The following is a 25,901-nucleotide window of genomic DNA, read 5'->3' on the forward strand; positions in this document are numbered from 1 at the left end:
TCAGGTGTGGGGCGGTCGACCGTGGGCCGGTCAGCTGCCAGGCGGCACCCGGGACGGCCGTCCCGTCCCGCGCGTCAGCGCGTACCCGCCGACCCCGGCCAGCGCGGCGAGCACGCCACCGAGCGCCGTCCACACCCAGCGGTCCGACCACCAGCCGGACGCCCAGCCGTCCTCGGGTTCGAGTCCGGCCAGCACCGCGGCGTCCTCGCGCTCCTCGCCGGGCTTACTGGCGACCCCGGGCACCAGCGGCTCGGCGAGCGAGCCGTCCACCGCCGCCGATCCGCCGATGTCCTTGGAGTCCACGCGCAATTCGGTGTCGACCCGGAGGCCGAGGTCGGCGGTGGGGACGCCGATGGCCGTCAGCCGGACGTAGTAGGTGCCGGGCAGCGGGTCGTTCGCCCACGGCTCCGACCAGGCCCGGACCGTGCGCAGCACACAGGCGAGTTCGACGGAGGAGGCGTCCGCCGCGGCCGTGCGCGTCTGCGCCCCGTACTGACAGGCCTGACGGCGGCGCAGACCGTCGTAGACGTCGATCTGCCAGGTCTGGGAGGCGTGGGTCTGCGGGAGCTTCACCTTCGCCTCGATGGTGGGGCGCTGTCCGGTGTCCGCGGGGAACGACCAGTACAGGTAGTCCCCCGTGGAGCCGCTCGCCGTGGCCGACCGGCCCTGCTCGATCTCCGCCGCCGTACGGAACGACGTGCCGGCCCGCGTGGGGGCCGACGCGCCGTCCTGCGACGGGCTCGGCGAGGCGTCGGCTGCCGCAGGGGCGGCCGCCACACCGAGGAACAGCAATGCCGTGCTCAACGCTCGTGCCACTCGCATCAGTTGGTCCTCCAGACCGCGACCCGCCAGCGCGACAGCCAGCCCCAGACGAGACCGGCGAGGAAGCCGGTGAGGATCAGCACGCCGAGCAGCCACCAGCCGCGGCCCAGTCCGAAGGCGGCCACGTCGCCGGCCTGGCTGGGAGCGTCCACGACGTCCACCGTCAGCTCCAGCGGCAGGCCCGGCGTGGTCTTCACGCCCGAGGCCGCCGAGAAGGAGTGCGAGACGGACAGGCACACCGCCTCCGCGGGCGCGTCCTCGTCGTCGCTGTCGGCCTTCGGGTAGCGCAGGCCCGTCGAGATCACGTCGGTACGGCCGTTGCCCGCGGCCTCGCCGCGCACGATCTCGCGGCCCTTGGACGTCACGGCCCGCATCAGCACCCCGTAGCCGGGGTTCACGGCCCGGTCCGCGGCGACGCTCACCGAGGCGCGCAGCTCCTGACCCGGCCGCACGTCCACCCGGTACCAGCGCTGCTGCCCGAACTCCTCGCGGTCGGTGTACAGGCCCGACTTCAGCGTCGGCGCCCCGGCACACCGGTCGGCACCCTCGGCCGGCACCGGCGTCACCACCGGATCGGCCGCCCGGTCCACCAACTCGTTCACCCGGTCGGTGAGTTCGTCCTGGTGCTCGACCGAGGTGTAGGTGCCGCCGGTGGCCTCGGCGATGCAGCTCAGCTGCCTGCTCAGCTTGGCGGTGGGCACCAGTCCCAGCGTGTCGATGGTCAGGCCGATGCCCTTGGCCGCGATCTCGCGGGCCACCTCGCACGGGTCGAGCGGGGCGCAGGTGTCCTCGCCGTCGCTGATCAGCACGATGCGCTTGGAATCGGCGCCGCCGTCCAGGTCGCCGGCCGCCTTCAGCAGGGCCGGGCCGATCGGCGTCCAGCCCGTCGGGGAGAGGGTGGCGACGGCCGTCTTGGCCTCGGTGCGGTCGAGCGGACCGACGGGGTAGAGCTGCGCGGTGTCCTTGCAGCCCGTCTTGCGGTCGTCGCCCGGGTAGTTCGCGCCGAGGGTGCGGATGCCGAGTTCGACCTCCTCGGGTGTCGCGTCGAGCACCTCGTTGAACGCCTGCTTCGCGGCGGCCATCCGCGACCGGCCGTCGATGTCCCGCGCCCGCATGGAGCCGCTCACGTCGAGGACGAGGTCGACCTTGGGGGCGTCCTGGCCCGTGGGTTCACCGGCCAACGCCCCGGCCGGGAAGGCGAGCCCGGCCGCCAGCGCGGCGAGCAGGGTACAGACCCCTGCCGCCAGCCGTGTTCTTGTGATCATCGCCGGATCCTATTGATCACCCCGCTCCGGCTCCAAAACGGGGCTCAGCGCAGCGGATTGGGCAGTTCCGCCCACTGGTCCCCGGGCGTGCGCGGTGAGAGCCGCATCAGCGTCAGCGCCTTGGCGGGCAGGGGATCCGCGCACAGCGCCGCCAGGTCGGGGGTGCGCGGCAGATCCCGGACGGCCGCCTCCAGGGCAGCTGCCAGCGCCGGACCCGACCCGGCCGTCCCGGCCAGGGCGCCCGCCACGAGCGAGCCGAACACCTTGCGGCGCAGGGCACGTTCGTCATCCGTGACCATCCGGGCGGGCAACTCGGGCACCTCGATACCGTGCCGGGCCAGACGGGCCGGGCTGACACGGATGTCGGCCAGGTCGCGGTAGACCAGCCGCAGGGGCTCACCCGTCCTGGAGAGGACCACCAGGAGGTTCTGGCCGTGTGCCTCCAGGGCCACGCCCAGCTCCAGCAGCCGCAGCCCGACTGTGAGGGCGAGCCGGGCGAAGGCGGCCAGCCAGGCGGGGGAGCCGGGCAGATCCGTCGTGGCGAGCGCCGCCACCGGCAGCACCCGTTCTCCGCTGCCCGCGTAGGTCTGCGGCGACTCGCGCAGGACGGCCGCGAGGTCGGGGGAACCGGCCGCCGCGCCCAGCGTGCGGGTGACGTGCAGCAGGCCGTCGGTGCGCGCCGCCGGGATCCCGGCGAAGTCCGACAGCACCGCCGACGCGGCCACCGACGGCAGGGAGATGTCCCGCACCGAGGACGTCAGCCGGGCACTCAGCGAGGTCTTCACCTGCGGCCCGCCGGGCAGGGCCAGCGTCCGCAGCGACATCAGCGGATGCGCGGGGCGCCGCTCCTCGCACGTCCGCTTCAGCACATGCTCCGCCTGCCACGGATGCACCGGCAGCACCACCCGCCCCTCATCGCGCAGCTCGTCCGGCCACACGCCCGTCACCAGGCATTCCTCCGCCCGCACCGGCACCAGCCCCAGCTCCACGACCGGCCGGTGCTCGGGCCCGTAGGCCAGCTGCTCGGCCACCGAGAAGCCGGGCCGGGACCGGCACGTCGGATGGAACGGGTGCCCGTCGACGATCCGCTGCTCCCACTCCCAGTCGCTCTCCGGCCAGTCGTCCCCCTCGCCCACCTGCCCCGCCCGCGACAACGCCAGCGAGGCGACGCTGTGCCCGAGTTCGGCGGCGAAGGAAGCGGAGTGCGCGACGGCGAGGTCCGTCATCAGCCGCGCCGGATCCTCGTACGCCGCCTCACCGAGCCGTACGACGGTGACGTACGCGCCGGTCGCGTACGGGTCCGGCCGGGGGCCGTGCAGCCGGCGGCCGTCCGACAGCGACAGCGTGAGCCCGTCCCCGTCCGGCTCCCTGCGGGTCACCCAGGGCAGCGGATCATGGGCCAGACCGCGCCACAGGCGGGACAGCACGGCCGCCCGGGCGCCGGGCAGTTCGGCCTCGTACCGCGCCAGCAGGCCGGGCCGAACGACGGACAGCTCGTCGGCGACCTCGGTCTCGGCGGTGGGGGGACGGTGCACGGGCGGGCTCCTCGGGTACGCATAGGGGGCGTCACAGCGGAATGGCGACGACCTCCATACTGATCATCTCCGCCCGGAACGCTGGAAGGACCGTAGGGACGAGTGGAACGCGTGGACCTCATGCCCCCGCCCGCCGACGACGACTCGGCCCACGGCGACTCCGGCCCCGGCGACGGCGCCCTCGCCGACGCGTACGCCGCCGTCCCCCTGCTGAACTGCCTGCTGCGCGAGGTGGCCCGGCCGGTGCGCAGCGAGGGCGCGCACCACGTGCACCGGCTGCCCGGCGGGGACCGCCTGCTTCGGGTGCGCGGGACGCGGCGGCCCATCGAACCGGAGGTCGAGGTCGCGGGCGTCTGGCAGCGCCTCGGCCACACCGGACTCGTCGCACTCGTCGCCGAGGAAATGCGCCGGCACACCGGTCTGCCCAACCACGAACTGCCCGCCGAGATGCTCGCCAGCCGGGACGTCGTGGCCGCCCTGCTCGCCGCACGGGCCCGGGCCACCCCGCCCGACGACCTCTACCTGCGCTCCGAGCAGTCCCTCCTCACCGGCCACACCCACCACCCGGCCCCCAAGGCGCGCGGGGGCGGCCCCGCCACCGGCTGGCTGCCGTACGCGCCCGAGGCCTACGCCCGCTTTCCGATCACTCTGCTGGGGCTGCGCGAGGACACCGTCGTCGAGGAGGGTGACACCTCCGCCCTCGACGGCCTCGGCACGGCCCCGCCCGGTTACCGCCTCCTTCCGGCCCACCCCTGGCAACTGGACCTGGCCGGCCCGGAGCTCGCCGCCGCCTTCGCCGACGGCAGGCTGGTCCGGCTGGGCGCGACCGCCTTCGACACCTGGCCCACGGCGGCCGTCCGCACCCTCTACACGCCCGAGCACGACCTGTTCCTGAAGTTCAGCCTGGACGTGCGCATCACCAACGACATCCGCCGCCTGTGGCGCCACGACCTGCTCGCCGTGTGCCGGACCGACGCGGCCGTCCGCTCCGCCTTCCGGACGTTCGACGGGCCCCCGGCGTGGCTCGGCGATCGCGGGTACCGCACCGCGGACTTCGCCTTCGAGGCCCTGGCCGTCCTCGTCCGCGACGGCTTCGGCGAGCGCCTGCTGCCCGGTGCCACTCCGCTGCTCGCCGCCGGTCTCGTCGAGGGCTTCGACGGCAGCCCGCTCGACCGTGCCATCGACCCCGCAACCTGGTGGACGGCCTATCTGGCCCGGGTCGTGCCCCCGGCGCTGACGGCGTTCGCCCAGCACGGCGTGGTCATCGAGGCCCACCTCCAGAACACCCTGGTCGCCGTCGACGCCGACGGCCTGCCGGTGCAGGCGCTGTACCGGGACGCCGAGGGCGTGAAGCTGCTGCCGGACGTTCCGCGGCGGGCCGGCTGGGAGCGGCTCGTGTACTGCCTGGTCGTCAACCACCTGATGGAGATCGCCGGCGCCCTCGCCGCACGCCACCCCGGGTTCGACCCCTGGCCCGCGGCCCGCCGTGAACTCGCCCGTCACGACCTTCCGGAGATCCCCGCCCTGCTCACCTCACCGACCCTGCCCGCCAAGACCAACCTGGTGCTGCGCTGGACGGGGGCGGACGGCGCCGACGCCCGCTACCTTCCGCTGCCCAACCCGCTGAGGGAAGGGACCTGACCCGCCGGGCCCGGCACCCGCGTGACATGATCATCGCCATGCGCAGAAAGGGAGGGAGCGGCATGTCCGCGACGCCGGACGCTGGGGTCCCCTGCCGCGTCGTCGTCTGCCGGGATTGTTGTTGCGGCACCCGCAAGATCAGAGGCGTCGATCACGCCGCCCAGACGGACCGCCTGCGCGAGGTGGCACCGGTACGTGTCTCCGACTGCCTCGACGTCTGCGACCAGGCCAACGTCATCGTCGTCCAGCCCTCCACCGAGGGCCGGGCCGCCGGGGGCCGTCCGGTGTGGCTGGGGCTGGTCAACGACCAGGCCGCCACCGAGGACGTCGTCTCCTGGGTGCGGGCGGGCGGCCCCGGCGTCGCGCCGGTGCCCGAGATCCTCGACCTGTACGTCTTCAGCCCGTTCACGAAACGCGCCGCCGGCAGCTCATGAAACATTTCAGGACTCCTTGCCGTCGACGAGGGCCGGGTCGACCACGCTCGGGTGTTCCGACCAGAAGGCGGGCGCCCTCAGCCGGCGCACGATCATGAGGACGACACCCACGAGCACGATGCCGACGCCGATGACGAGCGGCGGTCCGAGCCCGAACCACGAGTCGCCGCTGTAGGAGTTGGCGGGGTCGGACATGTCCGCCACGGACTCCACCAGCAGCCACGCCAGCAGGCCGGAGCCGATCAGCGGGCCGAGGCCGATGAAGAAGAGGTTGCGGGCGCTGCGGGTCAGCTGGCGGCGGTAGTACACCGCGCAGGCGAGCCCCGTGAGCGCGTAGTAGAAGGCGATCAGCAGGGACAGGGCGGTGAGGGAGTCGAACAGGGCGTTCTCGCTGAGGTGGTAGAGGACGAGGTACCAGGCGATGGCGATGCCGGCGACCCACCAGGTGCTCACGTCGGGGGTGCGGAAGCGGGGGTGGATACGGCCGAAGTGCGCGGGCAGGGCGTGCCGGCGGGCCATCGACAGGCCGGTGCGCGAGGCCGGGATGATCGTCGTCTGCGTGGAGGCGAGCGCGGACGTGGACACCGCCAGCAGCACGACCCAGTCCCAGCCGCCCATGGCCTCCTCGGCGAGCAGGGCGAAGACGAACTCCTCCTCCGCCGCGTTCTCGGCGAGGTAGTCCGTCCCGGCGTACGCCACGACCGCGAAGGCGACCGCGAGGTAGGTCACCAGCAGCAGCACCGTCGACCAGACGGCCGCCCTGCCCGGGGCGGTGGCCGAGTCCTCGACCTCCTCGGTGAGGTTGACCGCCGACTCCCACCCCCAGTAGGTGAACACGCCCAGCAGCAGGGAAGCGGTCAATGACGCTCCGCCGGCCCCGAACGGGTCGAGCCAGCCGAACCCCGGGTCGAGGGAGCCGAGGGTGCCGGTGCCGGCGTAGACGCGTTGGAGCGCCACCACGGCGAAGGCCAGCAGACAGACGACCTGCGCCAGGATGAGGACGTTCTGCACCTTGGCCGACACCTCGGTGCCGATGACGCACACGGCCGTCATCAGCAGGATGAGCAGCACCGTGAGCACCTGGCGCACCACGTCGTTCTCGGCCCAGCCGTCCAGGCCGACGGCGAGCAGGAAGAACGTCACGGCGACGTCCGCGAGCGATCCGACGACCAGGACGCCGGTCATCGTGATGGCCCAGCCGCCGAGCCAGCCGGCCCAGGGCCCCATGGCGCGGGTGACCCAGGAGAAGGTCGTGCCGCAGTCCTGGTCGACCTTGTTGAGGTGGTAGAACGCCGACGCGATCAGCAGCATGGGCACGAACGACGCGAGCATCACACCGGGGGCGTGGATGCCGACCAGCGCCACGATCGGGCCGATGACCGCCGCCACGGAGTACGCGGGGGACGTCGCGTTGAGCCCGATGACCAGCGCGTCGACGAACCCGATGGCGTCGGGCTTGAGGCTCGCCTGAGGGGGCTGCTCCGCGTCCGTGCCGTCCTCGGCCATGCTCCCTCGCTCCCTGTGTGTGCGTCCATACAACAGGGAGCGAAGGTGCGTATCAGTCATTCATGGGCTTTTCGGGCGTCATGTCGACGTCCGGCTCCACACCAGCAGCCACCGCGGTCATCAGGCCGGCGCGCGCAACCGCCGGTCGGGCGCGTCGGCCGGGCGCGCGACCAGCAGCAGCACGGCGAGCCCCACCCGCGTCGGCGCCCCGCTCCGGCGCGGTCAGTCGCCCGTCGTCTTGTCCATCAGCGCGCCGTACGCCAGTTGCAGCGTGTCCGCCCCGGCCAGGGCGGCGAGCGTGCCCATGGCGGTCCGGGTCGCGCGCGGCCAGAGCAGCTGGCCTGCGGTCAGGGCCGAGGCGACCCAGACGCTCATGCAGAACGGGCAGGTGGCGAGCTCGCCGACGGTGTGCCTGCCCTGCTCGGGCTGTGCCTCCTCGTGCAGCTCGGCGGGGCCCTGCGGGCCGACGTACCGGGTGAAGGGGGCCCGCAGCGGACTGGTCACGGCCGCCTTGCTGAGCAGCCGGCTCAGCCGGAACGTCGCCACCGACGTCAGCACCACGTCCCACGGCTCGGGCCGCTCGGGCACCGGGCGCCCGCTGCGCCGTACCGCCGTGGTCCAGGCCGCCGTACAGGCCGCGAAGCCCGCCATGGCCGCGACGTAGCCGCCCAGCGGCCGGTCGTGCCCGGCCGAGTAGTCCCGGCCGGTACGCCTCAGTGCCCCGCGCAGCCGTCGCGCGAGACGGTTGTCAGTCATGGTCGCCGTGTCCATGGGCAGCCCCCGATCGTGTCGTGTTCCGTCGCCCGGCCGGTTCCCCGCCGTTCTGATGACGCAGCCGCACCTCGACATGCCCGTCGGTGATCCGCGTCTCGAAGGAGGGCTGGGGCGCGGTGGCGGGTCCGCGTACGTTCCAGCCGTCGGAGAGCCGGAAGACGCTGCCGTGCCACGGGCACCGCACACAGCCGTCGGCGACCGTGCCCTCCGACAGCGGCCCCGCGAGGTGGCTGCACCGGTCGGCCAGCGCGTGGATCGCCCCGCCGGTCTCGCGCACCACCAGCACCGGCACGTCGTCCACGCTGCGCCGCACCGGCTCCCCGGCGGGGAACTCGGCGACGGTTCCGATCCGGTGCCAGCCCGCGGAGACGACGTTCGGGACCTCTTCGGCGTGGTTGGCGCCGGAGGCCTGCCGGTAGGCCAGGTGGCCGCCCAGCATGCCGCCGGTCCCGACCGCGGTCAGCCCCAGGAAGCCGTAGGCCCGGCCCGCCCCCTCGCGGCCCTTGACGCGGCAGGCGAGCGAGGCGGCGTACAGGCCGACGGCCACCGTGTTGGACAGGGCGTGCACCAGTCCGATCCGCTGCTGTCGGGGATGCAGCTCCGCCCAGTCGACCCAGCCGGCCACGGCCGCGGGAGCCGCCGAGCCCAGCCCGACGCCGATCAGCAGCCGCGACGCGCGGGAGTGGCCGGGGCGCAGGTCCAGGACCGCCGCCGACAGCCAGCTCCCTATCGGCACCTGCACCATCAGCGGGTGCACGGGGTGTCCCAGCCACCTTCCGTGCAGCAGGTCCCGGCCGGGCCCCAGGGGCAGGGCCCGCACACGCTTGCGGAGCGTGTCGATCACCGCATCGGCCCTGGACTCGTGTTCCAGGCGGTCCAGCAACCACAGGAGACGGTTCTGCCGCATCAGGCGGCGACGTGGGGTTGCGCTCATGCTCGGCCGGGTCCCCACCCGCACCAGCGGCAAACGGCACCTCGCGTGCGACGTCGCGGCGGCTGACCGGCTCGGCCCCCGGACCAGCGACCCTCGCCGGCTGTCACGCCCGGTTACCATGGCCCCTTCGGATTCCGCCCCTTGGGGAGCCCTGGACCATGCTGAGAGAGGTCACCGCGACCCGCTACGTCGAACCCCTGCGCTCCGGCGGCTCCGTCCCCGGCGTCGTCGAGGCGGACGACCTCGGCACCTACGTCGTGAAGTTCACCGGCTCCGCGCAGGGCCGCAAGGCGCTCGTCGCCGAGGTGATCGTCGGGGAACTGGCCCGCGCCCTCGGGCTGCGCTTCCCCGAGCTGGTCCTGGTGCGGTTCGACCCGGCGATCGCGGAGCACGAGCCGCACCAGGAGGTGCGCGACCTGCACGCGGCCAGCGCGGGCGTCAACCTCGGCATGGACCACCTCCCGGGCGCCGTGGACCTCACCCCGGAGATCGCCCGGGTCTTCCCCGTCGATCCGCTGGAGGCGGGCAGGATCGTCTGGCTCGACGCCCTGACCGTGAACGTCGACCGTACGGTCCACAGCTCCAACCTGATGGTCTGGCCCACCCTCGGCGTCGCGCCCCCGCGCCTGTGGCTGATCGACCACGGCGCCGCGCTGGTCTTCCACCACCGCTGGGACGGTTCGGACCCCCGCAAGGCCTACGACTTCCGGCACCACGCCCTCGGCCACTACGGACCCGACGTCCGGGCCGCCGACGCCGAGCTGGCGCCCCGGGTCACCGAGGAGCTGCTGCGGCGGATCCTCGTGGAGGTCCCGGACGCCTGGCTGGCGGACGAGCCGGCTTTCGCCACCCCGGACGAGGTGCGCGAGGCCTATGTGACCTACCTCCTCGCCCGCGCCCGGGCCTCCGCGCACTGGCTGCCCACCGGCTTCCCAACCCGGGAGGAGCTCGCCGCCGAGGACGCCCAGCGGGCCGCGAGGAACCAGCGGGGACGCCCCGCCTGGCTCAAACAGGTCCCCGACCTGCACGGCAAGCCCGCGGCCCGGCAGGACTGGTCGGCGCACCTCGGGTGAGCGGCCGTACGCGACGGAGCGGCCCGGGGAAGGCCCCGGGCCGCTCCGCGTGCGGGCGTCCCCGCCGCGTCAGCCCTTGAGCCGCTCGTACGCCGGCAGGGTCAGGAAGTCGGCGTAGTCCTCGTCGAGGGAGACCGTCAGCAGCAGGTCGTGGGCCTCCTGCCAGTTGCCGGCCGCGAAGGCCTCCTCGCCGATCTCCGCCTTGATGGTCGCGAGTTCCTCGGCGGCGACCTTGCGGGCCAGCTCGGCGGTGACCTGCTCGCCGTTGTCGAGGACGACCTCCGCGTTGATCCACTGCCAGATCTGGGAGCGGGAGATCTCGGCGGTGGCCGCGTCCTCCATGAGGTTGAAGATGGCGACCGCGCCGAGGCCGCGCAGCCACGCCTCGATGTAACGGATGCCCACCTGCACGGCGTTGACCAGACCCGCGTAGGTGGGCTTGGCGTCGAGCGAGTCGATGGCGATCAGGTCGGCCGCCTCTACCTCGACGTCCTCGCGCAGCCGGTCCTTCTGGTTCGGCTTGTCGCCCAGGACCTTGTCGAAGGACTCCATGGCGATCGGCACCAGGTCGGGGTGGGCGACCCAGGAGCCGTCGAAACCGTCGTTCGCCTCGCGGTCCTTGTCGGCGCGGACCTTCTCGAAGGCGACCTTGTTGACCTCGGCGTCCCGGCGGGAGGGGATGAAGGCCGCCATGCCGCCGATGGCGTGCGCGCCGCGCTTGTGGCAGGTGCGGACGAGGAGTTCGGTGTAGGCGCGCATGAACGGGGCCGTCATCGTCACCGCGTTGCGGTCCGGCAGGACGAACCTGGCGCCGCCGTCACGGAAGTTCTTGACGATGGAGAACAGGTAGTCCCAGCGGCCCGCGTTCAGCCCGGAGGCGTGGTCGCGCAGTTCGTAGAGGATCTCCTCCATCTCGTAGGCGGCGGTGATCGTCTCGATGAGGACGGTCGCGCGGACCGTGCCGTACGGGATGCCGCAGTACTCCTGCGCGAAGACGAACACCTCGTTCCACAGGCGCGCCTCCAGGTGGGACTCCGTCTTCGGGAGGTAGAAGTACGGGCCCTTGCCGAGGTCCAGCAGGCGCTGGGCGTTGTGGAAGAAGTACAGGCCGAAGTCGACGAGGGCGCCGGGCACGGGTGTGCCGTCGGCGTCGACGAGGTGGCGCTCGTTCAGGTGCCAGCCGCGCGGGCGCATCACGACCGTGGCGAGCTCCTCGTCCGCCTTCAGGGCGTACGACTTGCCGGACTTCGGGTCGGTGAAGTCGATGTTCCGGGTGTAGGCGTCGATCAGGTTGACCTGGCCGAGGACCACGTTCTCCCAGGTGGGCGCAGAGGCGTCCTCGAAGTCCGCGAGCCACACCCTGGCGCCCGAGTTGAGGGCGTTGATGGTCATCTTGCGGTCGGTGGGGCCGGTGATCTCGACCCGGCGGTCGTTCAGGGCGTCCGGGGCCGGGGCGACCTTCCAGGAGTCGTCGGCGCGGATCGCGGCGGTCTCCGGGAGGAAGTCGAGGGTGCAGGTGCGGGCGATCTCGGCGCGGCGCTCGGCGCGGCGGGCGAGGAGTTCGTCACGCCGGGGCGTGAACCGCCGGTGCAGCTCGGCCACGAAGGCGAGTGCCGCTTCGGTGAGGACCTCCTCCTGCCGGGGCAGGGGCTCGGCGTCGACGATGGCCAGCGGGGACGGCGCTGGAGCGGACATGAACGGTCACTTCCTTCAGCGAGCTGTGAAGACGAGCCGGCGTGCGTGGCACCGGGTGCCAGTCTTCCCGGATACGGCGTTCGGCGCCCGGGCAGCCGTCGGGCGCTTCTGAACAGTGGATACTAGTTTCCTCATGGTGGAAGTTCAATCGTCTGTTGATGTCGAGATTCTCCGGGTCGAGGCAAGGTGGCGCTCCGTGCCACCCCGCTCACTGCGGGCGTTCACTCCAGGTGGCTCAGGTCGGCCGGGGTGTCGATGTCGAACGGCTGGGCGATGTCCCCGCACTCGACGAAGGTGATCGCCTGCCGGTGCTCCTTCAGGTAGGCGCGGGCCCCCTGGTCGCCGGCCGCGGTCGCGGCGACACCCGTCCAGTGGGCGGCTCCGAAGAGCACCGGGTGGCCGCGTACGCCGTCGTAGGCGGCCGATGCCAGGGACTCCTCTCCCTCGTACGCCGCGAGGACCCGGGCCACCGCGTCCGGCCCGATGCCCGGCTGGTCGACGAGCGAGACCAGCGCGGCCCGGGCGCCGGTGCCGGCGAGCGAGTCGAGCCCGGCGCGCAGGGAACTGCCCATGCCCTGCTCCCAGTCGGGGTTGTCGACCAGGACGCAGCCCGGCAGTGCGGCGCGTGCGTGCACGTCGTCGGCCTGTGCGCCCAGGACCACGTGGACCGTCGCGCAGCCGCCCTCCCGCAGCACCCGCACGGCGTGCTCCACGAGCGGCCGTCCCCGGTGGGGGAGCAGCGCCTTGGGCCGTCCGCCGAGCCGCCGCCCGCCTCCGGCGGCCAGCAGCAGCCCCGCAACCGCTTGCACCCCGCCCGTCGTCTCCGGTGTCGTCATGCCTCCTGCATACCGCACGCCCCGCACAGGGGTACGACAGCGCGCGGCGCGCCTCGGACAGGCGTGCGCCTCGGGCCAGAAAGTCACGCAGCGAGACAAGTCGATGACGCAATGGACTGGCGCCTGGCGGTCCGCGTCGTTTACTGTCGCCCGCACCGACCGGCCGGGCGGCCGACGCCCGTACGGCCGGGGGGACTTCGCGTCGGAAGGGCACACGCACGGCGAGGTGCGAGGGGGAGGACTGTGTTGCGGAGCGTGGAGCAGAAGCGGCAGGGGCCTGTGACCGGCGGCGAGGAGGACCCGCGCGTGACGGAGCTGTGCTCCGCCGTGTCCCGGTTGCGCCGCCGACTGGCCGCCCATCCCGGCGAGTTCGCCGACCGGAGCATCGCCGAGGAGGAACTGGCCGCGCTGGCGGCGATGGCCGCCGACGGCCTTCCCGAGATCCCGCGCCTGCACCGCTCCCTCCTGCTGATCGCCGGCGCGATCGGCTCGGTGAGCGCGCTTTCCGCGGAGCTGACGGAGGTCCGGCGCGCGGTGGACCTCTTCGGAAGCCCGGTGCGCGGCCAGGGCTGACGAGCCGGCCCGCCGCCCGGAACGGAGGTCTGCCGCGCCGTCGACCGGACGACCCCGGCACGCTCTGCCGGTTCGGTGGCCGGTGGGTGTGGCTCGCGGCGTCACCCGGGGCTGAGGCCGCGGCGCCGGGGTGGTTCGCCGACCGGTGCGCAGGAGGCCCGGGATGCTCTGGCTTCGGCCGCCTCCTCGGTTCGCGGACGGCCGGGGCGTGCCCAGGGGGCTGAGACCGTCCGGTGTCCCCGAAGGGGTGGCCCGGCTCCTGGGTCCGCCCGGTGCTCCGAAGGGCCGGTCCGGGTCGTCCGCGGGGACGGCTGGGGCGTCAGGCCGGGCTCTGGCTGGCGAGCGCCGCGGACAGTTCGCCGGCGACCTGCTGGAGGACCGGCACGATCTTGTCCGTCGCCGCCTCCGTGACCCGGCCGGCCGGGCCGGAGATGGAGATGGCCGCGGCGGTGGGGGAGTCCGGCACCGGGACCGCGAGGCAGCGGACCCCGATCTCCTGCTCGTTGTCGTCGATGGCGTAGCCCTGCCGGCGTACGTCCTCCAGGGCCGCGAGGAAGCCGTCGGCCGTCGTGATCGTCTTCTCCGTCGCGGCGGGCATGCCCGTACGGGACAGCAGCGCCCGCACCTCCTCCGGCGGGAAACCGGCGAGCAGGGCCTTGCCCACACCCGTGGAGTGCGGCAGCACCCGCCGTCCGACCTCCGTGAACATCCGCATCGAGTGCTTCGACGGCACCTGCGCCACGTAGACGATCTCGTCGCCGTCCAGCAGCGCCATGTTCGCCGTCTCGCCGGTCTCCTCGACCAGCCGCGCGAGATACGGCCGCGCCCAGGTGCCCAGCAGCCGGGAGGCCGACTCGCCGAGCCGGATCAGGCGCGGGCCGAGCGCGTACCGGCGGTTGGGCTGCTGGCGGACGTACCCACAGGCCACCAGCGTGCGCATCAGGCGGTGGATGGTCGGCAGGGGCAGCCCGCTGCTCGCGGACAGCTCGCTCAGGCCGACCTCGCCGCCCGCGTCCGCCATCCGTTCGAGCAGGTCGAAGGCGCGCTCCAGGGACTGGACCCCGCCGTTGGCGGAGGACCGGGCGGAGTCGGTGGTGCTGGCGCTGGACGTCGGCACGGCGCGTTCCTTTCGGGCGGGCGGGAAGGGCAGAAGCCTACCCGGCAGTCGGTTGACTCCCCGCTTGGACGTAGCTACGTTCTGCTTGCTGGAAGTTTAATTCCGCTTTGTGGAAACGTCCAGGAGTTTCGCCGGAAGGGCGCCGTGGTCCAGTGTGCCCTTGACGGGGCGGGAGAGGGAGTGAAAACTCCTTCAACAGAAAGTTGAATTCCGTTACGCGGAAGTAAGCGGAAGTAAGGGGTTCGGGTGTCCGACACTGAACTGGTGCTGCGCTCGACGCGCGTCATCACTCCCGAGGGAACACGTGCCGCCTCCGTGGCCGTGGCCGACGGCAGGATCACGGCCGTCCTCCCGCACGACGCTCCCGTACCGCGGGGCGCCCGTCTGGAGGACCTGGGCGACCACGTCCTGCTGCCCGGCCTGGTCGACACCCACGTGCACGTCAACGACCCCGGCCGCACCGAGTGGGAGGGCTTCTGGACCGCCACCCGCGCCGCGGCGGCCGGCGGCATCACCACCCTTGTCGACATGCCCCTCAACTCCCTCCCGCCCACCACGACGGTCCCGCACCTGCGCACCAAGCAGCGGGTCGCCGCCGACAAGGCGCACATCGACGTGGGTTTCTGGGGCGGCGCCCTGCCCGACAACACCAAGGAACTCCGGTCGCTGCACGAGGCCGGCGTCTTCGGCTTCAAGGCGTTCCTGTCGCCGTCCGGCGTGGACGAGTTCCCGCACCTGGAGCGGGACCCCCTGGCCCGGACCATGGCCGAGATCGCCGCCTTCGACGGGCTGCTCATCGTGCACGCCGAGGACCCCCGCCTCCTCGCCGCAGCCCCGCAGCAGCCGGGCCCGAAGTACGCCGACTTCCTCGCCTCCCGCCCCCGCGACGCCGAGGACAGCGCCATCGCCCAGCTCATCCGCGAGGCGAAGGCCCTGAACGCGCGCGTGCACGTCCTGCACCTCTCCTCCAGCGACGCCCTGCCGATGATCGCCGAGGCGCGGGCGGAGGGCGTCCGCGTCACCGTGGAGACATGCCCCCACTACCTCACCCTCACCGCCGAGGAAGTCCCCGACGGCGCCAGCGAGTTCAAGTGCTGCCCGCCCATCCGCGAGAGCGCCAACCAGGACCTGCTCTGGCAGGCGCTCGCCGACGGCACCATCGACTGCGTCGTCACCGACCACTCCCCGTCCACGGCCGACCTGAAGACCGACGACTTCGCGACGGCCTGGGGCGGCATCTCCGGACTCCAGCTGAGTCTGCCGGCGGTGTGGACGGAGGCACGCCGGCGCGGGCACGGGCTGGAGGACGTGGTGCGCTGGATGTCCACCCGCACCTGCGAACTCGTCGGCCTCGACGACCGCAAGGGCGCCATCGCGGCGGGCCGTGACGCGGACTTCGCCGTGCTCGCCCCCGACGAGACCTTCACCGTCGACCCGGCGGCCCTCCAGCACCGCAACCGCGTCACCGCGTACGCGGGCAGGACCCTGTACGGCGTCGTGAAGTCCACCTGGCTGCGCGGGCAGCGCATCGTCGCGGACGGCGAGTTCACCGAACCGAAGGGGCGGCTCCTCACCCGGACCCACTGAATCCCATCCCGGACACCCGAAAGGCAGACCTGATCATCGTGACGGCGATCCCCAGCTTCACCGGCGACGCGAACCCCTACGGAGGCGGCGACCCGTACGCGGACTACCGCACCGCCGACTTCCCCTTCACCCGGTACACCGACCTCGCCGACCGGCGTCTGGGCGCCGGTGTCATCGCCGCCAACGACGAGTTCTTCGCCCAGCGCGAGAATCTGCTGGTGCCCGGGCCCGCCGAGTTCGACCCCGAGCACTTCGGGCACAAGGGCAAGATCATGGACGGCTGGGAGACACGCCGCCGCCGGGGCGCCTCCGCCGATCACCCCTGGCCGACCGAGGAGGACCATGACTGGGCGCTGGTCCGCCTCGGCGCCCCGGGCGTGATCCGCGGGATCGTCGTCGACACCGCCCACTTCCGCGGCAACTACCCGCAGGCCGTCTCCGTCGAGGGCACCCGCGTACCGGGCTCCCCCTCGCCGCGGGAACTCCTCGGGGACGACGTGAAGTGGACGACCCTCGTCCCGCGCACCCCGGTCGGCGGCCACGCGGCGAACGGTTTCGCCGTCGACGTCGAGCAGTGCTTCACGCACCTCCGGGTCAACCAGCACCCCGACGGCGGTATCGCCCGCCTGCGTGTGCACGGCGAGGTCGTCCCCGACCCCGCCTGGCTTGAGGCGCTCGGCACGTTCGACGTCGTCGCCCTGGAGAACGGCGGCCGGGCCGAGGACGCCTCCAACCTCTTCTACTCGCCCGCCTCCAACACCATCCAGCCGGGCCGCTCCCGCAAGATGGACGACGGCTGGGAGACCCGCCGCCGCCGCGACCGGGGCCACGACTGGATCCGCTACCGGCTGGCCGCCCAGGCCCACATCCGCGCTCTGGAGATCGACACCGCCTACCTCAAGGGCAACAGCGCCGGCTGGGCGTCCGTGTCCGTCAAGGACGGCGAGGACGGCGAGTGGCAGGAGATCCTGCCCCGCACCCGCCTCCAGCCCGACACCAACCACCGCTTCGTCCTGCCGGCCCCGGCCGTCGGCACGCACGCGCGCGTGGACATCTTCCCGGACGGTGGCATCTCCCGTCTGCGGCTGTTCGGCTCCCTGACCCAGGAGGGGGCGAGCCGGCTGGCGGCCCGCCACCAGGAACTGGGTGGCTGAACCACCCCTCGACCGTGGGGCGCACCGGCCGGACAGCACCGGTGCGCCCCGCGTCCCTCACGCCGCGTGGCCCCCGTCGACCGAGATCTCCGCGCCGGTCACGTACGTCGCCCCCGCCAGATGGGCGACCGTCGACGCCACCTCGTCCGCCGTCCCGAACCGCCCCAGCGCCGTGAACGCCGCCTGCCCGGCCGCGTACGGCCCGTCCGCCGGGTTCATGTCGGTGTCGATCGGGCCGGGAAGGACGAGGTTGGCGGTGATTCCGCGTGCCCCCAGCTCCCGGGCCAGCGCCTTCGTCAGCCCGGCCAGGGCCGCCTTGCTCATCGTGTAGAGCGTCCCGCCGGGTCCCGGCACCCGCTGGGCCATGCAACTGCCGATCGTGATGATCCGCCCGCCGTCGGGCATCCGCGCGGCGGCCGCCCGGGACGCCAGGAAGACACCCCGTACGTTGATGTCGAGGACCCGGTCCACGTCGGCGAGCGACAGGGACTCCAGCGGTCCGAGCACCCCCACGCCCGCGTTGTTCACCAGGATGTCGAACCCGCCCAGCGCCTCCGCCGCCGCGTCCACCACCCCGGCCGCCTCGTCGGCCCGCGCCGCGTCCGCGCGCAGCGCCACCGCCCGGCGCCCGAGCGCCTCCACCTCCCGGACGACGTCCCGCGCCGCCTCCTTGCCGTTCACATAGCCGACGGCCACGTCCGCGCCCTCCCGGGCCAGACGCAGCGCCGTCGCCGCTCCGATGCCACGGCTCCCGCCGGTCACGAGAGCCACCTTGCCGTGCAGAGTTCCTTCAGAAGTCATGGGTCCATCTCAGCGGCGGCGCGGCCGTGCCGCTGGCGGCGAACGGACGTCGAGGTTCCCGGGCCGGGGGAGGGCCGTCCACCGGAGCGAGCCGCGAGTCCGGCCGGCGGGCCGTTGAGCAGGCGTACGGACCAGCGACGAGTTGCGGGTGCCGGCGGGGTCTGACGTGATGGCATCAGGCCCCGCACCAGGAAGCAGGCACCCGCCATGGGCAAGCTCGTCTCCACCCTCTTCATCACCCTCGACGGCGTCTACCAGGCCCCCGGCGGGCCGCGGGAGGACACCCGTGGCGGCTTCGCCCACGGCGGCTGGAGCTTCCCGTACGCCGACGAGGACTTCGGCCGGTTCATGAACGAGGTCTTCGCCCGCCCGGGCGCCTTCCTGCTCGGCCGCCGCACGTACGACATCTTCGCCACCTACTGGCCCCGGATGACCGACCCCACCGACCCGGTCGCCTCCAAGCTGAACTCCCTGCCGAAGTACGTGCCGTCCTCGACGCTGACGGACCCCGGCTGGGAAGGCACCAGGGTGCTCTCCGGTGACCTCGCCGGGGAGGTCGCCGCCGTGAAGGAGGCCACCGACGGCGAGGTCCAGGTGCACGGCAGCGGCGCTCTCGTCGGGTCCCTGCTGGCACTCGACCTGGTCGACACCCTGCACCTGCTGACGTTCCCGGTCGTGCTCGGCTCCGGGTTCCGGCTGTTCGCGGAGGGCGCCGTGCCGACCGCCTTCGAGCACGCCGGCGGGAGCGTCACCGGCGCGGGCGTATCGATCCAGACGTACGACCTGAAGGGCCGCCCGGAGTACGGCGAGTTCGGACTGCCGGAGGAGGCGTGAGGGCGCCGGGGGAGGGTGAACGTCCCGCGAACGCACGGGGTTTCACAGGAAATTCTCTCTGCTTGTCATTGACATGCCAGCTTCTACGCGCGTCATCATGACCGTCATGAACTTCCCCCCACGCGCCTCGCGGCTCGGCGCAGCAGCCGCCCTCCTGTCCGCTCTCCTCGTCGGCGGTACCGTCTCCGCCACCACGGCCGACGCGGCCCCCACCGCCGTCGGCGACATCTGCTACAGCGACCTCCCCTCCCAGGCCCATGACACGCTCGACCTGATCGAGCAGGGCGGCCCCTACCCGTTCGACCAGGACGGCACCGTCTTCCGCAACCGCGAAGGCGTCCTGCCGAGCCGGGCGTCGGGCTACTACCACGAGTACACGGTCATCACCCCGGGCTCCTCCACCCGCGGCGCGCGGCGCATCGTCACCGGCGAGGAGAACCGGGAGGACTACTACACCGCCGACCACTACGCGTCGTTCGACCTGGTCGACTACGGCTGCTGAACCCCCGCCGGGGCCGTGGGCCGGACGTCCCTGCCCGCTCAGGCGGACTTCCGGCTCCCGGCCGCCGCGAACAGGGCGACGCCCAGCACGAGCAGCGCGACGCTCGCGTAGACCTCGTGACCGTCCAGGAACCCCAGGCGCTGCACCAGGCCCCAGTCCCAGTCGGTGAACTCGTGCGCCAGGCCCGCCACGCCCTGGACCAGGGCGAGAAAACCGAGAAACTCCAGTACCTGCTTCATGCCACGAGCCTCGCCCCGCGGACCCCCCACGCACATCGGCCGCGAGACGGGCACCCGGCGACGGAAGTCCGCCCTCCGGCGCCATGGCGGTATCGAAAGTCTGCGGTGTGCCGACTTTGGTCGACGAACCCGGCCGCACCCGGGTGGCACGGGCGGCGGCTGCGTAGATTTGTCGCTCGTGACTGGTGACGACGTGCGGCACGCCTCCCCGGCAGCCGGGGGAGAGACACCCGTGCTGTTCACCGGGCGCAGATGGTTCTTTCCGTCCGCCCTCCTGCACGAACTCGACCCCGACGCCGCACGGGCCGGGCGGCGGCCCCGGCGCACCGCCCGCGACTGGGTCGTCGACTTCTCCTGCTTCCTGCTGGCCGTGCTGGTCGGCCTGACGGCCGTCGACGCCCTCGCCGACAACCCCCGGGTGCCGCACGCACTGGCCGTCGCCGACCAGTTGATCGGCGCGCTGGCCTGCGCCGCGGTCTGGCTGCGCCGCCGCTGGCCCCTGGGGCTCGCCGTCGCCATGACCCCCGTCGCCTTCGTCTCGGACACCGCGGGCGGCGCGGGCCTCATCGCCCTGTTCGCCCTCGCCGTGCACCGGCCCTTCCGGTACGTGGCCTGGGTGGGCGGCGTCAATGTGGCGCTGACGCCCCTCTTCTACTGGCTGCGTCCCGACGCCGAGATCCCCTACCTGGTCAGCGTGCCCTTCGCCGGGCTGCTCACCGTCGCGATCGTCGGCTGGGGCATGTTCGTGCGGGCCAAGCGGCAGCTCCTGGTGAGTCTGAGGGACCGTGCCCGGCGTGCCGAGACGGAGGCGCGGCTGCGGGCCGAGCAGGCGCAGCGGCTCGCCCGCGAGGACATCGCACGGGAGATGCACGACGTGCTCGCCCACCGGCTGACACTGCTGAGCGTGCACGCGGGCGCCCTGGAGTTCCGGCCCGACGCGCCCCCGGCCGAGACGGCGCGGGCGGCGGGCGTGATCCGGGAGAGCGCGCACGAGGCGCTCCAGGACCTGCGGGAGATCATCGGTGTGCTGCGCGCGGGCGAACCCGACGACACGGGCCGGCCGCAGCCGACCCTCGCGGCGCTGGACACACTGGTCGCCGAGTCCCGCGAGGCCGGTATGAAAGTCGCCCTCGACCAGCGGGTCGAGACCCCCGCCGCCGTCCCGTCCTCCGTCGGCCGCACCGCCTACCGGATCGCCCAGGAGGGCCTGACCAACGCGCGCAAGCACGCCCCCGGCACGGAGGTCACGGTGACCGTCACCGGCGCGCCGGGCACGGGCCTCACCGTCCACGTGCACAATCCGCCGCCCGAGGGCGAGGTGCCCCCCGTCCCCGGCTCCGGGCAGGGCCTGATCGGCCTGACGGAGCGGGCGACGCTGGCGGGCGGCCGGCTGGAGCACGGGCACACGCCCGCAGGCGGTTTCGAGGTGCGGGCGTGGCTGCCGTGGCAGTGAACACGCCTCGTTCCGCCACCCGGCTGCCAACCCCGCGCGCGGCGCGAGGAGTTGGCACCGCCCTTCCGGGGCCGCCGCCCCGCCCCGCCGTGATTACGTAGGGCCCATGACTGCGATCAGACTGCTCCTCGTCGACGACGATCCGCTGGTGCGGGCCGGGCTGTCCTTCATGATGGGCGGCGCCGACGACATCGAGATCGTCGGCGAGGCCGCCGACGGCGCCGACGTGGAGGCCCTCGTCGACCGCACCCGCCCGGACGTCGTCCTCATGGACATCCGGATGCCGAAGGTCGACGGTCTCACCGCCACGGAGCGGCTGCGTGCTCGCGCTGACGCCCCGCAGGTGGTGGTGCTCACCACCTTCCACGCCGACGAGCAGGTGCTGCGGGCGCTGCGGGCGGGCGCCGCCGGGTTCGTCCTCAAGGACACCCCGCCGGCCGAGATCCTCGCCGCGGTGCGCCGGATCGCCTCCGGTGATCCCGTCCTGTCGCCCACGGTCACCCGGCAGCTCATGCGGCACGCCGTCGGCACCACCGCCGACACGCGGCGCACCCGCGCTCGCGACCGCATGGCCGTCCTGAACGACCGCGAGCGCGAGGTCGCCGTCGCGGTCGGCCGGGGCCTGGCCAACGCCGAGATCGCCACCGGCCTGTTCATGAGCGTCGCCACCGTGAAGACCCACGTCTCACGCATCCTGGCCAAGCTCGACCTCAACAACCGGGTGCAGATCGCGCTGCTCGCCTATGACGCGGGGCTCCTGGAGGAGGACCAGGAGGAGCACTGACCGATTCCGGAGCCGTACGGGGCTCCTGCGAGGCGAGTCACGGCTCCGTGCCAGGCGAGTCGGACCTCCCGGTCATGGGGGGACTTCGGTCAGGGGGCTGGGGCTCTCCGTCAGCGGGTGTGCGGGCTCTCTGCCAGGGGGCGGTCGGGGTTTCGTCGAGGGGGGCCGGGCTCTTCGTCAGGAGGGCGGGGTTCTCCGTCAGGGGACAAGCGGGCTCACCGCCAGGGGGACTGGGCTCTTCGTCAGCGGACGGGAGCACTCCGTCAGGGGGCTAAGGCTCTCCCTCAGGTGGCGGCGGGGCTGTTCGTTGAGGGGGCGGACCTCCCTCAGGGGATCGGGGCTCTGCGCGTTAGGGGCTGAACTCTCCGTAGGAGGGCGGTCGGGCCCTTCGCCGGAGGCCGGGACTCCATTACAGGCGGACGGGGACTCCCGATACGCGAGTCGAGGCTGCTTGTCAGGGGCGGGGGCTTCGGTCAGGGAGGCTGGGGCTCTCCGGCAGGGGGTGGCAGGGGGCCTGGGCTCTTGGTCGGCGAGTGGGGTGCTTGCGCCGGGCGGGTCGGGGCCGTGGCTTCCGTCAGGCGAACGTGGGGGAGGGGCCGCCGGGGATCTCCGCGAGGTGTACCGGCCTGCGCTCCCGCCGTGACAGCTCGCACGCCTCGGCGATCCGCAGTGCCTGCAACGCCTCGCGCCCGTCGCAGGGGTTGGCCCGCTCGCCCCGGACGACCTCGACGAACGCGTTCAGCTCCGCCTCGTAGGCGGGCCCGAACCGCTCCAGGAAGCCCGTCCACGGCTTGTCCGCGGCCGGTGGTCCGGTCGGCTCGGTGGACGCGATCGGCGTCCGGTCGTCCAGACCGACCACGATCTGGTCGCGCTCGCCGGCGAGCTCCATGCGCACGTCGTAGCCGGCCCCGTTCATCCGGGTCGCGGTGAGCGTGGCGAGCGTGCCGTCGTCCAGGGTGAGGAGCGCGGCGGCGGTGTCGACGTCGCCCGCCTCCCGGAACATCCTGGGGCCGGCGTCGGACCCGGCGGCGTAGACGTCCACCACCTCCCGGCCGGTCACCCAGCGCAGCACGTCGAAGTCGTGGATCAGAGTGTCCCGGTACAGCCCGCCGGACAGCGGCAGCCACGCGGCGTCCGGCGGCGCCTGGTCGCTGGTCAGGGCCCGCACGGTGTGCAGCCGCCCCAGCCTGCCGTTGCGCACGGCCTCGCGCGCCCCCGTGTAGCCCGCGTCGAACCGGCGCTGGAAGCCCATCTGGAGCACCGTCCCGGCCGTCTCGACCTCGGCGATCGCGCTCAACGTCCCCGGCAGATCCAGCGCGATGGGCTTCTCGCAGAACACCGGCAGGCCCGAGCGTGCTGCCCGACCGATCAGTTCGGCGTGGGCCGACGTCGCCGTCGTGATCACCACGGCGTCGACTCCCCAGCGGTAGATCTCCTCCACGCCGGGCGCCGCGGTCTCGCCCAGCCGGTGCGCCAGTTCCTGGGCCCTGGCGGGATCCGCGTCCGTCAGGATCAGGGAGCCGACGTCGCGATGCCGGCTGAGCGTGTTCGCGTGGATGGTGCCGAGGCGGCCCGTACCGATGACGCCGATGCGCATGAGAACAAAGTGCGGGCACAGTCCGCCGCTGTCAATCCGTATGTCCGGACAATCTGACTACACGACTTCCCGTCAACAACGCACGGAGCTACGCTCGGCCCGTGCCGAAACCAGAAGTGGACCCGACCGTGCAGCTCGAGCTGAGCGTGGACCGCAGCTCCCCCGTGCCCTTGTACTTCCAGCTGTCCCAGCAGCTCGAGGCAGCCATCGAGCACGGCACGCTGACCCCCGGCAGCCTGCTGGGCAACGAGATCGAACTCGCCGCCCGGCTCGGCCTGTCCCGGCCGACCGTCCGCCAGGCCATCCAGTCGCTCGTCGACAAGGGCCTCCTCGTCCGCCGCCGCGGCGTGGGCACCCAGGTCGTGCACAGCCAGGTCAAACGCCCGCTGGAGCTCAGCAGCCTCTACGACGACCTCGAAGCGGCGGGCCAGCGCCCGGCCACCAAGGTCCTCGTCAACACCCTCGTGCCCGCCACGGCCGAGATCGCCGCCGCGCTCGGCGTCGCCGAGGACAGCGACGTGCACCGCGTCGAGCGGCTGCGCCTCGCCCACGGCGAGCCCATGGCCCACCTCTGCAACTTCCTGCCCCCCGGCCTGATCGACCTGGACACGGACCAGCTGGAGACGACCGGCCTCTACCGTCTGATGCGCTCGGCGGGCATCACCCTGCACAGCGCCCGCCAGTCGATCGGCGCCCGGGCGGCGACGACGGAGGAGGCGGAGCGACTGGCGGAGGAGACGGGCGCGCCACTGCTGACCATGCAACGCGTCACGTTCGACGACACCGGCCGGGCAGTGGAGTACGGCACACACACGTACCGCCCGACGCGCTATTCGTTCGAGTTCCAGTTGCTCGTACGCACGTGATGGTCATGCTGATGAGGGGCGCGGGGAACTGCGCGACAAGCCCCCACCGGCCCGCCCTCGGCGACGATTCGCACCACCCCTCTGCTCCGCACCCTGCCTCCCCGTGAGGCAGAATCGGCGGCGATGAGCACCTACCGCGACCTCACCGCCCCCATCGGCTCCCGCCGTGCCACCGCGCTCCGCACCGTCGGCACGCGGGAGCGCCGCTCACACCTGACGGCCCCCCGCGTGCCCACGGTCGGCATCGACATCGGCGGCACGAAGGTGATGGCGGGCGTCGTCGACGCCGACGGCAACATCCTGGAGATGCTCCGCACGGAGACCCCGGACAAGTCCAAGAGCCCCAAGGTCGTCGAGGACACCATCGCCGAGCTGGTCCTGGACCTCTCCGATCGGCACGACGTGCACGCCGTCGGCATCGGCGCGGCCGGGTGGGTGGACGCCGACCGCAACCGGGTGCTGTTCGCCCCGCACCTGTCCTGGCGCAACGAACCGCTGCGCGACCGCCTCTCGGGCCGGCTCTCCGTCCCGGTCCTCGTGGACAACGACGCCAACACCGCCGCCTGGGCCGAGTGGCGCTTCGGCGCCGGGCGTGGCGAGGACCACCTGGTCATGATCACCCTCGGTACCGGCATCGGCGGCGCGATCCTGGAGGACGGCCAGGTCAAGCGCGGCAAGTACGGCGTCGCCGGCGAATTCGGCCACATGCAGGTCGTGCCCGGCGGCCATCGCTGCCCCTGCGGCAACCGCGGCTGCTGGGAGCAGTACAGCTCCGGCAACGCCCTGGTCCGCGAGGCCCGCGAGCTGGCCGCCGCAGACTCGCCCGTCGCGTACGGGATCATCGAGCACGTCAAGGGCAGCATCGGCGACATCACCGGCCCGATGATCACCGAGCTGGCCCGTGACGGCGACGCCATGTGCATCGAGCTGCTCCAGGACATCGGCCAGTGGCTCGGCGTCGGCATCGCCAATCTCGCCGCCGCCCTCGACCCCTCCTGCTTCGTGATCGGCGGCGGTGTCTCGGCCGCCGACGACCTGCTCATCGGCCCCGCCCGGGACGCCTTCAAGCGGCACCTCACCGGCCGCGGCTACCGCCCCGAGGCCCGCATCGTCCGCGCCCAGCTCGGCCCCGAGGCCGGCATGGTCGGCGCCGCCGACCTCGCCCGGCTGGTCGCGCGCCGCTTCCGCCGCGCCAAGCGCCGCCGCGTGGAGCGCCACGAGCGCTACGAGCGGTACACGCAGTCGTTGCGCAGCAGCCAGGAGACGCTGTGACCGCCTCCCTGCCGCACCAGGGCTCCTGGACCGACGGGCCGGACCGTCCGGTCGAGGACCGTCGCCACATGATCCGCCGCAGGGCCCTCACCCTGCTGATCATCGTGCTGCTCATCGGCGTCCCGGCCGGTTACCTCGTGATCTCCGCGAACCAGAGCCGTGACAGCGGCAAGGACAAGGAGGCCAAGTACTCGGCGACCGGCCTGACCGCGGGCTGGCCCTCCAAGCTCCAGCGCCGGATCTACCAGGTGCCCGTCCCGCATCCGGCCTGGCACGTCGCGTACTACGAGACCAACAACTGGAAGACCAGCCGCCTCTACACCCAGTTCGAGACCAACGCGGCCGGCCTGGACGCCTACCTGACCGGCCTGGGCGTGACGCGTGCGGACCTGAAGCGGGGCGACGTCACCATTGGCGCCCGCGACCGGAAGATCACCGGCTGGAAGTTCGCCACGACCGACTCCTGGTACGGCTTCGTCCACCGGCAGAAGAACCCGGCCCCCACCCACGACGTGGTCGTGGACCTCTCCAACCCGGCGTACCCCTGGGTGTACGTGGTGTCCCGGACCGTGCCCTGAGCCGCCGCCGGAGCCGATTGTCGGACCCC

General features: G+C 72.9%; 25 protein-coding genes. 13 read left to right on the forward strand and 12 right to left on the reverse strand.

Annotated features, from left to right (window positions below):
* Positions 1 to 30: 30 nt before the first annotated feature.
* From AB0I06_RS14895 to AB0I06_RS14905, 3 genes are read right to left on the reverse strand one after another with little or no spacing between them, the layout of a single operon-like run.
* Positions 31 to 822 carry a hypothetical protein gene (locus tag AB0I06_RS14895; RefSeq protein ID WP_363119175.1) on the reverse strand — a complete coding sequence of 264 codons (792 nt, stop codon included), beginning with the start codon at positions 820 to 822 and terminating at the stop codon, positions 31 to 33.
* The gene (locus AB0I06_RS14900) at positions 822 to 2,087 is read right to left on the reverse strand and encodes a VWA domain-containing protein (RefSeq protein ID WP_363119176.1); all 1,266 of its coding nucleotides are present in this window, start codon (positions 2,085 to 2,087) and stop codon (positions 822 to 824) included. Before AB0I06_RS14900 ends, AB0I06_RS14895 begins: the two co-directional genes overlap by 1 nt.
* Positions 2,088 to 2,131: 44 nt before the next feature.
* Positions 2,132 to 3,622, reverse strand: a complete 1,491-nt coding sequence (locus AB0I06_RS14905; RefSeq protein ID WP_363119177.1) for an IucA/IucC family siderophore biosynthesis protein — start codon at positions 3,620 to 3,622, stop codon at positions 2,132 to 2,134.
* Between the two features lie 102 nt (positions 3,623 to 3,724).
* On the opposite strand from AB0I06_RS14905, the gene AB0I06_RS14910 reads away from it, so the two are divergent.
* The gene (locus AB0I06_RS14910; protein ID WP_363119178.1) at positions 3,725 to 5,263 is read left to right on the forward strand and encodes an IucA/IucC family protein; all 1,539 of its coding nucleotides are present in this window, start codon (positions 3,725 to 3,727) and stop codon (positions 5,261 to 5,263) included.
* Positions 5,264 to 5,325: 62 nt separating this feature from the next.
* Positions 5,326 to 5,697 carry a (2Fe-2S) ferredoxin domain-containing protein gene (locus AB0I06_RS14915; protein WP_363119179.1) on the forward strand — a complete coding sequence of 124 codons (372 nt, stop codon included), beginning with the start codon at positions 5,326 to 5,328 and terminating at the stop codon, positions 5,695 to 5,697.
* Between the two features lie 6 nt (positions 5,698 to 5,703).
* On the opposite strand, the gene AB0I06_RS14920 is transcribed toward AB0I06_RS14915, so the two are convergent.
* From AB0I06_RS14920 to AB0I06_RS14930, 3 genes are all read right to left on the reverse strand, one after another.
* A complete protein-coding gene (locus AB0I06_RS14920) occupies positions 5,704 to 7,203 on the reverse strand; it encodes an APC family permease (protein ID WP_363119180.1) in 1,500 nt (499 codons plus the stop codon).
* Between the two features lie 222 nt (positions 7,204 to 7,425).
* The gene (locus AB0I06_RS14925; protein ID WP_363119181.1) at positions 7,426 to 7,974 is read right to left on the reverse strand and encodes a DUF1360 domain-containing protein; all 549 of its coding nucleotides are present in this window, start codon (positions 7,972 to 7,974) and stop codon (positions 7,426 to 7,428) included.
* The gene (locus AB0I06_RS14930; RefSeq protein ID WP_363119213.1) at positions 7,952 to 8,884 is read right to left on the reverse strand and encodes a Rieske 2Fe-2S domain-containing protein; all 933 of its coding nucleotides are present in this window, start codon (positions 8,882 to 8,884) and stop codon (positions 7,952 to 7,954) included. The genes AB0I06_RS14925 and AB0I06_RS14930 overlap by 23 nt, the downstream gene beginning before the upstream one ends.
* A 185-nt stretch (positions 8,885 to 9,069) precedes the next feature.
* Here AB0I06_RS14930 and AB0I06_RS14935 point away from each other — a divergent pair, with 185 nt between their 5' ends.
* Entirely contained in the window at positions 9,070 to 9,984 is a 915-nt protein-coding gene (locus tag AB0I06_RS14935; protein WP_363119182.1) for a HipA family kinase, read from the forward strand.
* Between the two features lie 69 nt (positions 9,985 to 10,053).
* Here AB0I06_RS14935 and aceB read toward each other — a convergent pair whose 3' ends face one another.
* Entirely contained in the window at positions 10,054 to 11,679 is a 1,626-nt protein-coding gene (gene aceB / locus AB0I06_RS14940) for a malate synthase A (protein ID WP_363119183.1), read from the reverse strand.
* A gap of 221 nt (positions 11,680 to 11,900) precedes the next feature.
* A complete protein-coding gene (locus AB0I06_RS14945; RefSeq protein WP_363119184.1) occupies positions 11,901 to 12,515 on the reverse strand; it encodes a nucleotidyltransferase family protein in 615 nt (204 codons plus the stop codon).
* A 243-nt stretch (positions 12,516 to 12,758) separates the two neighbouring features.
* On the opposite strand from AB0I06_RS14945, the gene AB0I06_RS14950 reads away from it, so the two are divergent.
* Positions 12,759 to 13,088 (forward strand): DUF5955 family protein, encoded by a 330-nt coding sequence (locus AB0I06_RS14950; protein ID WP_363119185.1) that lies wholly within the window; start codon positions 12,759 to 12,761, stop codon positions 13,086 to 13,088.
* A gap of 319 nt (positions 13,089 to 13,407) precedes the next feature.
* Here AB0I06_RS14950 and AB0I06_RS14955 read toward each other — a convergent pair whose 3' ends face one another.
* A complete protein-coding gene (locus AB0I06_RS14955; RefSeq protein ID WP_363119186.1) occupies positions 13,408 to 14,205 on the reverse strand; it encodes an IclR family transcriptional regulator in 798 nt (265 codons plus the stop codon).
* A 246-nt stretch (positions 14,206 to 14,451) separates the two neighbouring features.
* Between AB0I06_RS14955 and allB the strand changes: the two genes are divergently transcribed.
* On the forward strand, positions 14,452 to 15,792 hold the full coding sequence (allB, locus tag AB0I06_RS14960) for an allantoinase AllB (protein ID WP_363119187.1): 1,341 nt from the start codon (positions 14,452 to 14,454) through the stop codon (positions 15,790 to 15,792).
* A 38-nt stretch (positions 15,793 to 15,830) separates the two neighbouring features.
* The gene (alc, locus tag AB0I06_RS14965; RefSeq protein ID WP_363119188.1) at positions 15,831 to 16,946 is read left to right on the forward strand and encodes an allantoicase; all 1,116 of its coding nucleotides are present in this window, start codon (positions 15,831 to 15,833) and stop codon (positions 16,944 to 16,946) included.
* A gap of 57 nt (positions 16,947 to 17,003) precedes the next feature.
* Here alc and AB0I06_RS14970 read toward each other — a convergent pair whose 3' ends face one another.
* Positions 17,004 to 17,747, reverse strand: a complete 744-nt coding sequence (locus tag AB0I06_RS14970) for an SDR family oxidoreductase (RefSeq protein WP_363119189.1) — start codon at positions 17,745 to 17,747, stop codon at positions 17,004 to 17,006.
* A gap of 207 nt (positions 17,748 to 17,954) precedes the next feature.
* On the opposite strand from AB0I06_RS14970, the gene AB0I06_RS14975 reads away from it, so the two are divergent.
* Entirely contained in the window at positions 17,955 to 18,581 is a 627-nt protein-coding gene (locus AB0I06_RS14975) for a dihydrofolate reductase family protein (RefSeq protein WP_363119190.1), read from the forward strand.
* A 106-nt stretch (positions 18,582 to 18,687) separates the two neighbouring features.
* Positions 18,688 to 19,083: a ribonuclease domain-containing protein gene (locus AB0I06_RS14980; protein ID WP_363119191.1), complete on the forward strand. Its 396-nt coding sequence runs from the start codon at positions 18,688 to 18,690 to the stop codon at positions 19,081 to 19,083.
* A 38-nt stretch (positions 19,084 to 19,121) separates the two neighbouring features.
* Here the strand turns inward: AB0I06_RS14980 and AB0I06_RS14985 are convergent, their stop codons facing one another.
* Positions 19,122 to 19,322 (reverse strand): hypothetical protein, encoded by a 201-nt coding sequence (locus AB0I06_RS14985; RefSeq protein WP_363119192.1) that lies wholly within the window; start codon positions 19,320 to 19,322, stop codon positions 19,122 to 19,124.
* Positions 19,323 to 19,500: 178 nt separating this feature from the next.
* On the opposite strand from AB0I06_RS14985, the gene AB0I06_RS14990 reads away from it, so the two are divergent.
* Together AB0I06_RS14990 and AB0I06_RS14995 are read left to right on the forward strand one after the other, a co-directional pair.
* A complete protein-coding gene (locus AB0I06_RS14990; protein ID WP_363119193.1) occupies positions 19,501 to 20,775 on the forward strand; it encodes a histidine kinase in 1,275 nt (424 codons plus the stop codon).
* Positions 20,776 to 20,881: 106 nt separating this feature from the next.
* Positions 20,882 to 21,559 carry a response regulator transcription factor gene (locus AB0I06_RS14995; protein WP_363119194.1) on the forward strand — a complete coding sequence of 226 codons (678 nt, stop codon included), beginning with the start codon at positions 20,882 to 20,884 and terminating at the stop codon, positions 21,557 to 21,559.
* A 574-nt stretch (positions 21,560 to 22,133) separates the two neighbouring features.
* Here the strand turns inward: AB0I06_RS14995 and AB0I06_RS15000 are convergent.
* Positions 22,134 to 23,156, reverse strand: coding sequence for a Gfo/Idh/MocA family oxidoreductase (locus AB0I06_RS15000; protein ID WP_363119195.1), 1,023 nt, complete (start codon positions 23,154 to 23,156; stop codon positions 22,134 to 22,136).
* 128 nt (positions 23,157 to 23,284) lie between these two features.
* On the opposite strand from AB0I06_RS15000, the gene AB0I06_RS15005 reads away from it, so the two are divergent.
* The 3 genes from AB0I06_RS15005 (at position 23,285) to AB0I06_RS15015 (ending at position 25,872) form a co-directional block, all read left to right on the forward strand.
* Positions 23,285 to 24,022 (forward strand): GntR family transcriptional regulator, encoded by a 738-nt coding sequence (locus AB0I06_RS15005; protein WP_363119214.1) that lies wholly within the window; start codon positions 23,285 to 23,287, stop codon positions 24,020 to 24,022.
* A gap of 123 nt (positions 24,023 to 24,145) precedes the next feature.
* Positions 24,146 to 25,294, forward strand: a complete 1,149-nt coding sequence (locus AB0I06_RS15010; RefSeq protein WP_363119196.1) for an ROK family glucokinase — start codon at positions 24,146 to 24,148, stop codon at positions 25,292 to 25,294.
* Positions 25,291 to 25,872: a sugar kinase gene (locus tag AB0I06_RS15015; RefSeq protein WP_363119197.1), complete on the forward strand. Its 582-nt coding sequence runs from the start codon at positions 25,291 to 25,293 to the stop codon at positions 25,870 to 25,872. Before AB0I06_RS15010 ends, AB0I06_RS15015 begins: the two co-directional genes overlap by 4 nt.
* The last annotated feature ends 29 nt before the right edge of the window (positions 25,873 to 25,901 follow it).

Origin of the sequence: Streptomyces sp. NPDC050674 (assembly GCF_040654575.1) — a bacterium.
Classification (GTDB): domain Bacteria; phylum Actinomycetota; class Actinomycetes; order Streptomycetales; family Streptomycetaceae; genus Streptomyces.

Bases quoted from the DNA above. Each gene is read 5' to 3' on its own strand.
- AB0I06_RS14895 (WP_363119175.1), bottom strand. From the start codon at position 822: ATGCGAGTGGCACGAGCGTTGAGCACGGCATTGCTGTTCCTCGGTGTG.
- AB0I06_RS14900 (WP_363119176.1), bottom strand. From the start codon at position 2,087: ATGATCACAAGAACACGGCTGGCGGCAGGGGTCTGTACCCTGCTCGCC.
- AB0I06_RS14915 (WP_363119179.1), top strand. From the start codon at position 5,326: ATGTCCGCGACGCCGGACGCTGGGGTCCCCTGCCGCGTCGTCGTCTGC.
- AB0I06_RS14920 (WP_363119180.1), bottom strand. From the start codon at position 7,203: ATGGCCGAGGACGGCACGGACGCGGAGCAGCCCCCTCAGGCGAGCCTC.
- AB0I06_RS14925 (WP_363119181.1), bottom strand. From the start codon at position 7,974: ATGGACACGGCGACCATGACTGACAACCGTCTCGCGCGACGGCTGCGC.
- AB0I06_RS14930 (WP_363119213.1), bottom strand. From the start codon at position 8,884: ATGCGGCAGAACCGTCTCCTGTGGTTGCTGGACCGCCTGGAACACGAG.
- AB0I06_RS14935 (WP_363119182.1), top strand. From the start codon at position 9,070: ATGCTGAGAGAGGTCACCGCGACCCGCTACGTCGAACCCCTGCGCTCC.
- aceB (WP_363119183.1), bottom strand. From the start codon at position 11,679: ATGTCCGCTCCAGCGCCGTCCCCGCTGGCCATCGTCGACGCCGAGCCC.
- AB0I06_RS14945 (WP_363119184.1), bottom strand. From the start codon at position 12,515: ATGACGACACCGGAGACGACGGGCGGGGTGCAAGCGGTTGCGGGGCTG.
- AB0I06_RS14970 (WP_363119189.1), bottom strand. From the start codon at position 17,747: ATGACTTCTGAAGGAACTCTGCACGGCAAGGTGGCTCTCGTGACCGGC.
- AB0I06_RS14975 (WP_363119190.1), top strand. From the start codon at position 17,955: ATGGGCAAGCTCGTCTCCACCCTCTTCATCACCCTCGACGGCGTCTAC.
- AB0I06_RS14980 (WP_363119191.1), top strand. From the start codon at position 18,688: ATGAACTTCCCCCCACGCGCCTCGCGGCTCGGCGCAGCAGCCGCCCTC.
- AB0I06_RS14985 (WP_363119192.1), bottom strand. From the start codon at position 19,322: ATGAAGCAGGTACTGGAGTTTCTCGGTTTTCTCGCCCTGGTCCAGGGC.
- AB0I06_RS14995 (WP_363119194.1), top strand. From the start codon at position 20,882: ATGACTGCGATCAGACTGCTCCTCGTCGACGACGATCCGCTGGTGCGG.
- AB0I06_RS15000 (WP_363119195.1), bottom strand. From the start codon at position 23,156: ATGCGCATCGGCGTCATCGGTACGGGCCGCCTCGGCACCATCCACGCG.
- AB0I06_RS15010 (WP_363119196.1), top strand. From the start codon at position 24,146: ATGAGCACCTACCGCGACCTCACCGCCCCCATCGGCTCCCGCCGTGCC.